The organism is Streptomyces carpinensis (genome assembly GCF_002154505.1).
GTDB lineage: Bacteria > Actinomycetota > Actinomycetes > Streptomycetales > Streptomycetaceae > Streptomyces > Streptomyces carpinensis.
Map to the genome: position 1 here is coordinate 1 of NZ_MUBM01000263.1, position 13,074 is coordinate 13,074.

General features: G+C 70.7%; 10 protein-coding genes. 3 read left to right on the forward strand and 7 right to left on the reverse strand.

The window, feature by feature from the left end:
* Positions 1-8 precede the first annotated feature (8 nt).
* The 7 genes from BZY54_RS31530 to BZY54_RS31560 all read right to left on the reverse strand — a co-directional run bounded on the left by BZY54_RS31530 (position 9) and on the right by BZY54_RS31560 (position 9,107).
* Complete coding sequence (locus tag BZY54_RS31530) at positions 9-1,205, reverse strand: Gfo/Idh/MocA family protein (protein WP_086728730.1); 1,197 nt, start codon at positions 1,203-1,205, stop codon at positions 9-11.
* Entirely contained in the window at positions 1,198-1,713 is a 516-nt protein-coding gene (locus BZY54_RS31535; RefSeq protein WP_086728731.1) for a hypothetical protein, read from the reverse strand. Before BZY54_RS31535 ends, BZY54_RS31530 begins: the two co-directional genes overlap by 8 nt.
* A 70-nt stretch (positions 1,714-1,783) precedes the next feature.
* The gene (locus tag BZY54_RS31540; protein WP_086728732.1) at positions 1,784-4,021 is read right to left on the reverse strand and encodes a right-handed parallel beta-helix repeat-containing protein; all 2,238 of its coding nucleotides are present in this window, start codon (positions 4,019-4,021) and stop codon (positions 1,784-1,786) included.
* Positions 4,018-5,478: a M1 family metallopeptidase gene (locus BZY54_RS31545; RefSeq protein WP_086728733.1), complete on the reverse strand. Its 1,461-nt coding sequence runs from the start codon at positions 5,476-5,478 to the stop codon at positions 4,018-4,020. Before BZY54_RS31545 ends, BZY54_RS31540 begins: the two co-directional genes overlap by 4 nt.
* Positions 5,475-7,142, reverse strand: coding sequence for an extracellular solute-binding protein (locus tag BZY54_RS31550; RefSeq protein WP_086728734.1), 1,668 nt, complete (start codon positions 7,140-7,142; stop codon positions 5,475-5,477). The genes BZY54_RS31545 and BZY54_RS31550 overlap by 4 nt, the downstream gene beginning before the upstream one ends.
* Positions 7,143-7,195: 53 nt before the next feature.
* Positions 7,196-8,116, reverse strand: coding sequence for a carbohydrate ABC transporter permease (locus BZY54_RS31555; protein WP_086728735.1), 921 nt, complete (start codon positions 8,114-8,116; stop codon positions 7,196-7,198).
* Positions 8,103-9,107: an ABC transporter permease gene (locus BZY54_RS31560; protein ID WP_086728736.1), complete on the reverse strand. Its 1,005-nt coding sequence runs from the start codon at positions 9,105-9,107 to the stop codon at positions 8,103-8,105. The genes BZY54_RS31555 and BZY54_RS31560 overlap by 14 nt, the downstream gene beginning before the upstream one ends.
* 323 nt (positions 9,108-9,430) lie before the next feature.
* Here BZY54_RS31560 and BZY54_RS31565 point away from each other — a divergent pair, with 323 nt between their 5' ends.
* The 3 genes from BZY54_RS31565 (at position 9,431) to BZY54_RS31575 (ending at position 13,044) form a co-directional block, all read left to right on the forward strand.
* Positions 9,431-10,420, forward strand: coding sequence for a hydroxyacid dehydrogenase (locus BZY54_RS31565; protein ID WP_086728737.1), 990 nt, complete (start codon positions 9,431-9,433; stop codon positions 10,418-10,420).
* A 53-nt stretch (positions 10,421-10,473) separates the two neighbouring features.
* Positions 10,474-11,577 (forward strand): LacI family DNA-binding transcriptional regulator, encoded by a 1,104-nt coding sequence (locus BZY54_RS31570; RefSeq protein ID WP_086728738.1) that lies wholly within the window; start codon positions 10,474-10,476, stop codon positions 11,575-11,577.
* Between the two features lie 147 nt (positions 11,578-11,724).
* Positions 11,725-13,044, forward strand: a complete 1,320-nt coding sequence (locus BZY54_RS31575) for a M60 family metallopeptidase (RefSeq protein WP_086728739.1) — start codon at positions 11,725-11,727, stop codon at positions 13,042-13,044.
* Positions 13,045-13,074: the final 30 nt, after the last annotated feature.

Below are 13,074 nucleotides of genomic sequence, written 5' to 3' on the forward strand. Positions count from 1 at the left end.
ACTGACGTTCACCGCCGTGCGGACCGCTCGCACGCGGGCGTCTGGCCGCGTTCGAAGTACGCGATCAGGTCCGGGTCGAGGGCGGGCACGTCGTACGGGATGCCGCCCGCGCGCAGGGAGCGGGTGGCGAGGACACCCGCGGCCACGCTCATCCGGGCCGCGACGGGAGAGGTGTCGGTGGCCCCGCCCTCGCGGACGAAACGGCAGAACTCGTCGACGATCCCGGCGTCCCCGCCGCCGTGGGTGCCGTCGGCGTCCGGGACGCGGTGGGTGATGTCGGCGTCGGCGCGGTAGCCGGTCGGGCCGGTGTTCCAGACCTTCACCGTGTCACCGGGTCCGTCGCCGAAGTTCTCCAAACGGCCCTCGCTGCCGATGACGGTGTAGTTGCGCCAGTAGTCGGGGGTGAAGTGGCACTGCTGGTAGGCGGCGATCACCCCGTTGTCGAGTCGCATGTTCATCACCGAGACGTCCTCGACGTCGACGATGTGGTGCAGGTCCCGGCGGGCGGTGGGCGGCCACTCGAAGGTGCGGAGCCAGTTCTCCGGACGGGGCGTGCCGGGATCGCGCCGCGGCAGGTCGCCGTGGACCATCAGGTCGCCGAGGGCGTTGACACGGCGCGTGTAGCCGCCGGCCAGCCAGTGCACGACGTCGATATCGTGGGCGGCCTTCTGCAGCAGCAGGCCGGTGGTGCGGCGCCGGTCGGCGTGCCAGTCCTTGAAGTAGTAGTCGCCGCCGTAGCCGACGAAGTGGCGCACCCACACCGTCTTCGGCTCGCCGATGTCGCCGCGCTCGATGATCTCACGCATCAGGCGGACCACACCCATGTGCCGCATGTTGTGCCCGACATAGAGCCGGGTGCCGGTCTCGTACGCGGTGCGCAGGATGGTGTCGCACTGCTCGACGGTGATGCCGAGGGGCTTCTCGACGAAGACCGCCTTCCCTGCGCGCAGCGCGTCGCAGGCGATGACTTCGTGGGTGTCGTCCGGGGTCGCGACGACGAGCGCGTCGAGGTCGTCGCGGTCCAGGAGCGTCTTGTAGTCCTCGACGGCGACGCTCGCGCCGAAGTACGCGGCCTCCCGAGCGAGTACCTCGGGGTCGAGATCGGCCACGGCCGTCACCCTCGATCCCCGTCCGGGGCGGTGCGCGGCCACGGCGATGCTGCGGCGCAGGCCCAGTCCGACGACTCCGAGTCGCAGATCAGACACTGTTCTCCCTTCGGTTGGTGTCCCGTCCGGTGCGGCGGGTGGTCGCTTCAGTCGTTGAGGAAGAGCTCGACGGCGCGGACGGACGCATCGGGCCGCCGACGGGGAGCTCCAGGGTGAGCCGGTCCGGTGGCACCCGCAGGTAGTGGTGGCCGGGGTCGTCGGCCGGCGGCTCGCCGATGCGCACCGCGGAGGCGTCGTGCAGGAACTGGGCGTAGGTCACCCGGCCGCGCCGCCCCTCGAGGTGCACATGGCGCATCGGCCGGCCGAAGAGACGGAGGTGGAGACGGTCGCCGCGGCGCGTGTAGCGGCAGTCCTGCGGCGGCACCAGTCCTCGGCCGGACCGGCGCCGTGGATCGACCGGCCGCGCAAGCGCATTGAACGCCTCGGTCATGGGGGCGAGCAGGTCCCGGCCGACCGAGGTGCGGGTGGCCTTGTAGCCGGTGAGGTCCGAGTCCCACGGGCAGAAGCCGACGAGCAGGCCGAAACGGGCCTCGGTGAACCGGCTCATGCGTCGGGCCTCCTCGCGGGGCGGCGGGCCGCACCGGGGGTGCGGCCCACGGCCGGATGGCGGGGTGGTGCTACGGATGGACGGCCACCTGGGCGAGGGCGACCCGTCCCGTGCCGGTGCGCTGGATCCGTACGTAGCGGCCTTCGGTATCGGTGTCCACCAGGGTCGGCCGCAGGGCGCGACCGGTGACGTGGACCGTCGTGGCGCCGGTGAAGTCGGCGGTGCGGGCGATCAGGACGTCGAAGTCGGCCGTGGCCGTGGAGGCGCCGTTCCAGATCTCCACCTGGCCCACGTGCCGGACGGAGCCCAGGTCGACCTGCCACCAGGCGCCGGGCTCGGACGCGGTGCCGGAGTCGGTGGTCGTGTCGCCGTCGGTGGCCCGCGAGGCGGCGGCCGTGCCGTCGGTGGAGGACTGTGTGGCGGTGCCCGAGCGGGCGAGATCGGGGCGCAGTTGCTCGACGGCCTCGGCGCCGGGGCGGGCGCCGGCCGCCTCCGCCACGCGCAGGGCCTCGTCGGGCAGCCGGTCCAGGGTGACGTGGTTGTCGGTCATGGCGGATCCGGTGCCGGACAGGGCTGGTGTGTCGGTGTCGGTCCAGTTTCCGGTGGCGAGGTTGTCGATACCGTAGCCCGCCCAGTTGGAGACCCACTTGTAGCCGACGCGGGTGATGACGTTGCCCCGCACCCGGAAGTGGGAGGACTGCTCGTCGAGGTAGATGCCGTTGCCGTCGCGTTCGGTGTTGCCGTACGCGGACCGGTTGATGTAGTTGCCGCTGATCACGCTGCCGGGCTGGGAGCCCTGCGTGTAGATGGCGCCGCCGTCGTGCTGGCCGTAGGCGACGAGCATGACGTCGGTGATCCGGTTGCCGGTGATCGCGTTGTCGCGCAGGACGGAGGTGCGGGCCTCGGGCTGGTTCCAGCCCCAGCCGACCGAGATGCCGGAGTAGGGCAGGTGGTCGAGGCTGTTGTGGTCGACGGTCAGCTCGGCCTCGTAGCCGGCCCAGATGCCGACCGAGTCGGTGTACTCGACTCCGGTGCGGCTGATGGTGTTGTAGGAGACCGTGTTGCGCAGCCCGGTCAGGTCGGCGGGTGGGGCGGGTTCGGTGTCCCCGACATAGACGGCGCCGGAGGACAGGTCGGTGAACGCTGACCGGGTGACCGTCGAGTCCTGTGTGCCCGCTTCGAGGATCACTCCGGCTCCGCCGAGCCGGGAGAAGGCCGAGTCGTCGATCGTGACGTGGTGGCCGCCGCGTACGGTGACGGCGGCGGACGGCTTGGCGTAGTAGCGGCCGGCGTGATCGGTCGGGCCGGTGGCCCCGGTGAGGGTGAGGCCGGCCTGGGTCCCGGCGTAGCCCTCGTCGGTGTTGGGCTGGTCGTAGGCGGCATAGGAGAAGGCCAGCCCGGACAGCCGGATGTCGTGGGCGCCGTCGAGGACGACCAGGTGCTCGGTGGCCGGTGTCTCGACGGCGGCGCGGCGCATGTCCTCGCCGGGGCGCGGCAGGTAGGTCACCGTGCGCGTCTTCGGGTCCCAGGCGAACTCACCCGGTGTGTCGAGGAGTTCTGGCGCGTTCTCGAAGTAGCTGACGCCCGGGTAGCGGCTGGAGTCGACCGCGGTCGTGTCCCAGGCCGGTCCGGTGCGGTCGGTGCCGCTCGCGGAGTTGGTCCAGCAGGGCTGGGCGAAGGTGATGAGGTCCGCGTCGACTGTGGCGATCCGGCAGTGGTAGTTGCGCCAGCGGACCCGGATCACTGCCTCGGCGGCGGTCGGGTCGGCCCAGGAGGCCACCCCGGAGGCGACGGCGCCGGTCATGCCGGTCTTCGTCGTGTGGCATACGGACGCCGGACAGGACTGGCCACGGGCGCGCACCGCCCGTACGCCGTCGACGAACAGCTGCCTGGGGGTGATCCCGTCCGGGACCGTGGCGGTCCAGCGGCCGTCGGCGGCGGGCCGCCAGCCGTTGATCACGCGGCCGCCGGACAGGACGGGCCGCGCGCCGGGCTCGGCCGTCCAGGTGACCGTGTGATCCGGTGAGCCGGAGTCGGCGGCGCCGAGTGTGAGGGGGGTGTCGAGCCGGTAGGTCCCGCTCGCGAGCTGGACCCGGAGGTCGCGGTCGGTCTCCTCGGCCGGCGACTCGCGCACCTTGTCGCGGGCGGCGGTCAGCGAGCAGGGGGCGCTCTGGGTGCAGGCGTGGCCCTGGCCCTGAGGCGCGACGTGGTAGATCTTGGGGGCCGGCGCGGCGGACGCCGTGTGTGGCGCCGCGAGGGTGGCCACGACGGAGCAGGCGACGGCGAGGACTCTCAGGGCGGCCTTCATGATGTGCTCCAGTCGGGGTGGCCGGCCATGGGCGGGTTGTCGAGTCCGTACAGCCAGCTTTCCAGGAACGGACGCAGCGAGGCGTCGTGGGCCGTGCTCACCGCGTTGTCGATGAAGTCCTCGGAGTCGGCGTTGGCCTGACGGTGCTTCAGCAGCCAGGACTTCATGATCTGGCCGAACCGCTCCTCGCCGACCCGCTGGTTCAGGGCGTAGAGGACCACGGCGCCGCCGTCGTAGATGTTGAAGCCGCCGAGCGCGGTGGGCTTGCCGGGCGGGCCGTCGGTCCTGCGGACGGTGGCGAGCTGCCGGTAGGCGGTCCGCATCTTGTCCTCCAGGGAGGCGGTCCCCTGTTCGTCGGCCCACCGCGCCGCGTAGTAGACGGCCGGGCCCTCGTTCAGCCACGCCTGCTGCCAGTCGGTCGGGGTGACGGAGTCCCCGAACCACTGGTGGGTCAGCTCGTGGACCATCGTGTTGGTGTACGTGGTGGAGGTGGCCGCGTTCTTGAACCAGTTCGGCCCGAACAGGGAGAGGGTCTGGTTCTCCAGCGCGTCGCCGTAGCCGTCGCGGACGATCTGCACGCCGTAGGTGGAGAAGGGGTACTTCACGCCGAGCGTGTGCTCCAGCCAAGCGATCTGCTCGCCGGTGTGTTCGACGATCGGCCGGTACGTGGCCACCTGGTCCTCGGGCACGAGGTGGCGCAGCCTGACGCCGTGTGGGCCCTCGCCGCTGAGGTAGGTCTGCCGGTCGACCGAGATGCCCATGAGCTCTGTGGCCATGGGTGAGTCGAGCCGGAAGTCCCAGGTGGTCCTGGAGCCGCCGGCGGGACGGGTGCCGGTCAGGTCACCGTTGGCGGCGGCGGTCCAGCCGTCCGGGGCGGTGATGTGGAAGTCCCAGGTGGCCTTGTCGGAAGGGGTGTCGTTGACCGGGGCGAAGGTGTCGGCCCTGCTCGCCTGGGCGGCGGAGGCGAAACCGCCGTCGCTCATGTAGCGCCAGCCGGTCAGGCCGGAGCGCGGGTCCTTGCCGTTGCCGTGGTAGGCGACCTCGACCCGGAACGGGCGGTGGTCGTGCAGTGGTTCGACCGGGACGACGGTCAGCTCCTGCCCGGAGGAACCGGGGCTCAGCGACCACCGGGCCGCCGCGCCGTCGACGGTGACCGAGTCGATGGTGTGGCCGTCGGTGTCCAGGTTGAAGGAGGACAGGTCCTGGGTCGCGGTCGCGGAGATCCGGATCCTGCCGGTGAAGTCGTAGGCGACCGGGGTGAAGTCGAAGGACAGGTCGTAGTGCCCGACGTCGTAGCCGCCGTTGCCGAGGGTCGGGAACAGCGGGTCCCCGGCACCGGCGGAGCCGGGCCGCGGGTCGAACGGGGAGGCCGAGTCGGGGGATGCGGCGGCCGGCAGCGTCGACAAGCAGGCGGCGGCGAGCACGGCGGCGAGGCAGGCGCGCAGTCGGCGGCTCATTTGGCCGCCTTCTTCGACTGGGCCCAAGCGGACTCGAACTCGCCGCGGGCCTTGTCACCGCCCCTGGCGCGGTACTGCTTGACCATGCCGTCCCAGGCGCTCATCGACTTGCGGCCGGTGACGATGTCCCCGATGGTGTCGTTCCTGAGCTGGTACAGCGACTCGAACCGGCTCTCCCAGGTGGGGGAGTACAGCCCGACGGTGGGGTCCTCGATCGCGCGCGGGATCTGGGTCGCCAGCGCCTGGTGGACGTAGCGGACCCCGTCGGCGGAGGTGGAGTCGAACAGCGCCTGCGGCGGTGCGGCGATGAACTTCCACGGTACGGCTATGTCCTGGGTGCCGGTGTCGTTGAGCACCGGGTTGCCGTGGGCGTCGCGGGTGAAGTCCACGCCCTCGACGCCGTACTGGATCAGCGTGTACTCCTGCGAACCGAACGGCGAGGCGGCCCAGTCGGCGACCGCGAGCGCCTGCTTGACCTTCTCCGCGCCGGCCTTCTTCACCAGGGTGGTGCCGAACAGGACGTTGTCCCGCCAGGAGACGGCGCTCCTGCCCGGGGCGATGAACGGCCGCACGTCGAACGCCGGGTCGATCTTCTTCATGGTGGCCGCGTGACCGGTCGGGCCGAGGTAGCCGGGCATGCCGTCGTAGACGTAGGCCGCTTTTCCGGCCTGGAAGAGGTTGATGTACTTGGCCTTCTGCTTGGTCAGACCCGGCGAACCCGGGTAGTACACGCCCGCCTTGTACATCTTCGCGCAGAACTCCACGGCGGCGCGGAACTCGTCCGTCTCGACGTCGGCGGTGAACTTCCCGCTGCCGTGGTCGGCCTTCCAGAAGTAGGGCGTGCCGAACATCTTGGCGGCGATGGTGGTGAAGGAGGTCATGATGCCGTAGACCTCCTGCCGGGGGCGGGTGACCTCCTTCATCAGCCGGAAGAACGCGTCGGTGTCGGTGATCTGGTCCAGGCTGCTGACGCCGGCCCGTGCGAACAGGTCGTGGCGGTAGAAGCCGTCGCCGCCGGTGATGCTGCGCGATATCGGTAGCCCGTAGAGCTTGCCGCCGATGATGCAGCTCTTCCACATGACCTGGGGGATGTTGGCCAGGTTCGGGTAGTCCTTGACCTTGTCTCCGGCCAGGTACGGGGAGAGGTCGGCGCACTTGGCCGCCGCGAAGGCCGGGAGGTTGTCGATGCCGAGGCCCTGCTGGTAGAGGAACATGTCGGGCAGGGCGTCACCGGCCACCATGGTGTTGAACTTCGTGGCCCAGTCGTCGGTGGAGACGATCGTCCAGTCGATCTTCCCACCGAGCCGCTCCTCGATGGCCCGCCAGGCGGCGTTCTTGCCACGCGCGGGTGGTGGGGGAAGGAAGGTCATCTCCGCGATGCTGAGCGTCTGCCCGTTCAACGGGGCCTTCTGCACCGCGCGGAAAGGGTCCTTCGGGTAGCCGAAGTAGGCCTCCGGAACGCCGGCGGGGGTCCCGGCGAGGTCCGGCTTCAGAGGGTTGCTCAACGGCTGGTACGACGGCAGAGTCACCTCCAGGCCGTGCGCCTTGCCTTGGGTGGTCGAGCCACCGCAGGCGGTCAGTAGCGGGCCCGCGGCGGCGGCCGTGCCCACGGCCGCGGAGAGGCGGAGCAGACTTCTTCTGGACAGACGGGGGGAGCAGGACATGTGGGTACTCCTGGGGTGGGAGGGTGCTCCGGGGTCGGGGACGACGAGCGGGCTCAGCCCTTGATGGCGCCGGTGAGCACGCCCTTGGTGAAGTAGCGCTGAAGGAAGGGGTAGACGCACAGGATCGGCACGAGGGCGACCACCAGCACCGCCATCTGCACCGCCTGCTGGGGAGCGGGGATCTCGCCGGCGGCGGCCTCGTGCAGGGACTGGCCGCCGATCACGAACGAGCGCAGCACCATGGGCAGCGGGTTCTTCGTGGCGTCCTGCAGGTACAGCAGGGCGTTGAAGAACGCGTTCCAGTAGCTGACCGCGTAGAAGAGGGTGATCACGGCGATCGGTGCCTTGGACAACGGCAGCACGACACGGGTCAGGATCCGCAGGTCGCCCGCCCCGTCGACCTTGGCCGAGTCGAGGAGTTCGCCCGGCAGGCCCATGAAGAACGAGCGCAGCACGATCAGGTTGAAGGCGCTGACCAGCGAGGGCAGCACCAGGGCCGCGAAGGAGTCATACAGGCCGAGGGTCTTGACGGTGAGGAAGTCGGCGATGATGCCGGGGTTGAACAGCATCGTGAACAGGGCGACGAGCAGGATCACCCGGGATCCGGTGACCTCCGGCCGGGACAGCCCGTAGGCCATGCCCACCGTCACCAGCACGCTCGCCGCCGTGCCGAGGAGGGTGACGAGAAGGCTGACCAGCAGTGCCCGTGTCACCACCCCGCCGGCGAAGATCTCCCGGTACGCGGCCAGTTGGGGGTGCGTGGGGAAGACGACGAGCCCGCCGTTGACCGAGATGGTGGCCTGGTCGGACAGGCTGGTGCCGACGACACCGACGATCGGGTAGATCACGGCGAGGGTGACCAGGGTGATCACCAGCGTCTTGGCCGCCCGGCCCGCCCGGGAGGGGCGCTCCGCCCAGACCGGGCGGGCGCTCGCGGAGGCGGCGGGCTGTTCGTGGGTCTCAGCGGTCCGCACGGCGATACACCCCGTCCTGTCCGAAGAAGTGGGCCACCTTGTTGGCACCGAGGACCAGTGCCGTGCCGATGAGCATCTTGACCAGGCCGACGGCCGCCGCCGTGCCCCACTGGCCGCTCTTGATGCCGTGGTAGTAGACGTACGTGTCCAGGACCTCGCCGGCGTCCGCGCCGACCGCGTCGCGCTGGAGCAGGACCTGCTCGAAGCCGGTGGACAGGATGCTGCCCAGGTTCAGGATCAGCAGCAGGACGACGATCGGTGCGATGCCCGGCAGGGTCACGTGCCACATCCGCCGCCAGCGTCCCGCTCCGTCCATCGCCGCCGACTCGTACAGCTGCGGATCGATGGAGAGCAGTGCCGCCAGGAAGATGATCGTGCCCCAGCCCGCGTCCTTCCAGATCGACTCCAGGGTCAGCAGCCAGGGGAAGGCGCCGGGGTCGCTCATCATGTCGTAGTGCGGCAGGCCGAGGGCGCCCAGCGCGTGGGACAGCACCCCGGTTCCGCCCACCAGCTGCTGGAACACCGAGACGATGATGGTCCAGCCGATGAAGTGCGGAAGGTAGACCACGCTCTGCACGAAGCGCCGGACCTTGTCCGACACCAGGCTGTTGAGCAGCAGGGCCAGGGCGATCGGGACCGGGAAGTAGAAGACCAGCTGGGTCAGCGTGATGCGCAGGGTGTTGACCACCGCCGACCAGAAGTCGGGGTCGTCCACCATGGCCCGGAAGTTGGCGAAGCCCACCCAGGCGCTGTCCTTGAAGCCCAGGTAGACCTGGTAGTCCTTGAACGCCGTGAGGTAACCGAACAGCGGCGCGTAGTGGAAGACCAGGAAGTACAGCAGGCCCGGGAGGGTGAGCAGCAGCATCGCCCTGTCGCGCTTGAGGCGTTGCCGCAGGGTGAGCCGGTTGCGGCGGGCGCGGGACGGCACGGAGGGCACCTGGCTCTCGGACCGTGAACGCGAACGTGGCAACGGGGGCGCTGATTCAGCCATGAAGGGGATCCTGTTCAGCCGACCGCCAAGGGGCGTTTCTGCTGCGGCAAGCTAGTAACCGCTTAACCCTGGAGTCAAGAACCCGTGCGGAAATACTGTGTTACTCACCGGGTCTTCACTCCGGGCCCGCGGCCAAATGAGGCCTGTATGCAGGGAAATGACGCCCTGTTCAACGGCTTGACGCCTCGATGACTGAGTCCCTAGCGTGCGATCGGTCGTAGTATCCGTTTACATCGGAGGCGGGCACGGTGCACATCCCTGACGAGGCGTCCCCGGCAGCCGCGCACACACCTGGCGCCCATCGCCCACGCGTCGCCCTGGCGATGGGCGCCGGCCTGATCGACGATCTGCTGCCCCCCAAGGTGCGTGCCCGGCTGGAGGAGGTCGCGGAGCTGCTGACGGCCGAGGTGCTCGAGGACTTCACCACGCCGCGCGCCGCCGGGGTGCTCGCCCGCACCGAGGTCCTCCTGACCGGCTGGGGCTGCCCGCGCATCGGCGCCGCCGTACTGGAGCGGGCGCCGCGGCTGCGGGCGGTCGTGCACGCAGCGGGGACGGTCAAGACGTTCCTCGACCCGGACGTGCTCGCCCGGGGCGTCGCCGTCTCCTCGGCCGCGGCGGTGAACGCCGTGCCGGTCGCCGAGTACACGCTCGCCGCGATCGTGTTCGGTGCCAAGCGGGTCTTCCCGCTCTCCCGGCTCGGCGCCCACGGCCGCAGGACCCGCACCGACGCCGACCTCGCGACCCTGCCCTGGCTCGGCTGCGCCGGCCTGCGGGTCGGCGTGGTCGGAGCATCCCGGACCGGCCGGCGGGTCGTCGAGCTGCTGACCTCCGTGCTGGAGGCGGACGTCCTGCTCTATGACCCCTACGTCGGGCCGTCCGAGGCGGCGGCCCTCGGCGTGACCCCGGTGGATCTGGACACCCTGATGGCCGCCAGCGACGTCGTCACCGTGCACGCGCCGGAGACCCCCGAGACCCGTGGGCTGCTCGACCGCCACAGGCTCGGTCTGCTGCGCCCCGGCGCACTGCTGGTCAACACCGCGCGCGGATCGCTGGTGGACACCGAGGCGCTGACGGAGCATCTGGTGTCCGGCCGCATCGACGCGGTCCTGGACGTCACCGACCCTCAGCCGCTGCCCGCCGACCACCCGCTGTGGGAGCTGCCCAACGTCTTCCTCAGCCCGCACCTGGCCGGTGCCCAGGGCAATGAAGTGGCCCGGCTCGGGCAGTCGGCCGTGGAGGAGGTCGCGCGGCTCGCCGCCGGCCTACCGCTGCGGCACCCGGTGCTCGCCGAGGAACTGGGACGGATCGCGTGAACGGCACGGCCGGTGAGGCAATAGGCTCCAACTCCACGAAGGAGGTGGCGGGGATGCGCCGGGGGACTCAGGTGACGGCCGGTGAGCAGCGACGGGCGACGATCAGGGACGTCGCCAGGCAGGCGGGGGTGTCCACCGCGACCGTCTCACGGGTGCTCAACCAGAACTATCCGGTGGCCGAGTCGACCCGGGAGCGGGTCGAGACCGCGATGCGCGAACTCGGCTACGTCGTGAACGCGCACGCCCGCGCCCTGGCCGGGGTCTCCGCCCGCACCGTGGGGATCATCGTCAACGAGATCGTCGACCCCTTCTTCGCGTTCATCGCGCGTGGTGTGGAGCGCGAGGCGGCGCGCACGGGGCGGCTCTGCCTGGTGTGCTGCGCACAGAGCGATCCCCGGCGCGAACTGGCCTTCGTCGACCTGCTGCACGAGCAGCGGGCGGACGCCGTGGTGCTGGTCGGCGGAAGCGTCGCCGACCGGGCCTACCTGGGGCAGCTCACCCGCCGGGCGGCGGACCTGCACGCCGGCGGGTCGTCGCTGGTGCTGTGCGGGCGCCCCTCGCTCGGCGGCAAGGTGCCGGCCGCGGCGGTGGAGTACGACAACGAGGGCGGTGCCTTCGCCATCACCGACCACCTGCTGACCCAGGGCCACGAACGCATCCTCTACCTCGGCGGCCCGCCGGATCTGTCCACCACCCGGGACCGGCTGGCCGGGTACCGCAGGGCGCTGGAGCTGCGCGGGGTCAGGCCGGACCCCGCGCTGGTGCACACCGGGCTGTTCGGCAAGAGCTTCGGCTACCGCCGGATGGGCGAACTGCTCCGCTCCCGCCTCGAGTTCACGGCCGTCTTCGCGGCGAACGACATCGTGGCCGCGGGAGCGGCCCAGGCGATGGAGGAGGCGGGCCTGCGGATCCCGGACGACATCTCGCTGGTCGGCTACGACGACGTGCCGGTGGCCGAGGAGATGAGGCCCAGGCTCACGACCGTGCACATCCCGCTGGAGGAGATGGGCCGTCAGGCCGTACGGCTCGGACTTCCGGGCGACGACGCCGACGACGAGTGGCGGGCCCCGGCCACGGGCGTCCAGCGGCTCGGCACACACATCGTGGTACGGGACTCGGTGGCACCCCGCGTGCGGCGCCGAACCCGGCGGACGTGAGCGCTTACTGCTGCGTAGCAGCCCGTAGACCATAGAAAAGCACAGAAACATCGCGGCACCCCTTGCCCATCGACAGCAACCGCTTACATGCTGTCCGGCAGTTCTTCGCGCACCACGCCCACGACCCCCGCCTCGAGGGAGACCCGTATGCGCACCACCGCACGCCCCAGCCGCCGTTCCGTCCTGCTCGGCATCGCCGGCGCCGGCGCCGCCACGATGCTGGGCGCCGCCCCTTCCTGGGCCGTGTCCGACGACACCGTCACCGTCACCGCCATCCCCTCGGCAGAGAGCGAGCGGCTGCGGCTCGCCGCGGCCCTGCGCGGCAGCGAGTTCACCGCCACCGGCCGCTACGTGCCGCCCGCGACCGACCTGACGTTCAACGTGCTCCCGTACGACGGCTTGGTGCCGACCCTGTGGATCGGCCTGTGGGACTACTACGGCTCCGTCAAGGAGCCTCGCGGCTACCGCCTCAAGCCCGGCGCCAACACCGTCAACGACCCCCACGGCGGCCCGGTCTATCTGACTCTGGAGGGCAACGGCGAACGCGCCGGAGTGAAGTTCACCTCGGGCGCGCTGCCGATGCCGGGTCTGCGGCTCGGTCATACCTCGGAAGCGGCCTACCAGGCCCAGCTCGACACGCTCACCGACGTCCCGTACGTCGAACTGACCTCCTCGCACGCGATCCTGACGCTCACCCGCGAAGGCGCCCTGCTCCACCGGGATCAGAACCACCAGGCACTGCTCGAACTGCTGGAGACCGTCATCGCGTCCCACTCCGCGATCAGCGGACTGGACGGGTCGGCCCCGGCGCACCGCCGCAAGGCGGGCCCGTACCACTTCACCGAGGTGTCCAAGGTCCCGGCCGGTGTCGGCGCCTACGCCACCCACGGCTACAACGGCTTCCCCCGTGCCTATCTCGACCGGCTCACCACCGTCGACGGCCTGCGCACCCGGGGCTGGGGCCTCTACCATGAACTCGGCCACCTACACCAGCAGATGGCGTACAAGCCCGAGGGGCTGACCGAGGTGACGGTGAACATCTACTCCCTCGCCGCACAGCGCACCCTGGGCCAGAAGTCCAACCTGCTCACCGTCGACGCCGCCACCGGCCGGAACTACTTCCAGTCGGCCCAGGCCAAGTTCGGCGCCACCGGGCTCGCCTACGAGAAGTCCTTCGGCGCCTACGAGAAGCTCGTCCCGCTGCGCCAGCTCGAACTGGCCTTCGGCGACGACTTCTGGCCGCGGCTGCACCGCCTGGTCCGCGAGGAGAACCCGCAGTCCGACTGGACCGAGACCGCCAAGCGCTACCGGGCGCTCGCCACCTACTCCAGCCGCATCGCGGGCCGCGACCTGACCGACTTCTTCGTCAACCGCTGGGCCTTCCCGATCGACGCCACCGGCAGGGCGGAACTGGCCGCGCTGCACCTGCCCGCGCCCGCGGTCGACCCCAGCACCCTCACCGACTGACCCCCACCGACCAACCGAACACCCGCCGGG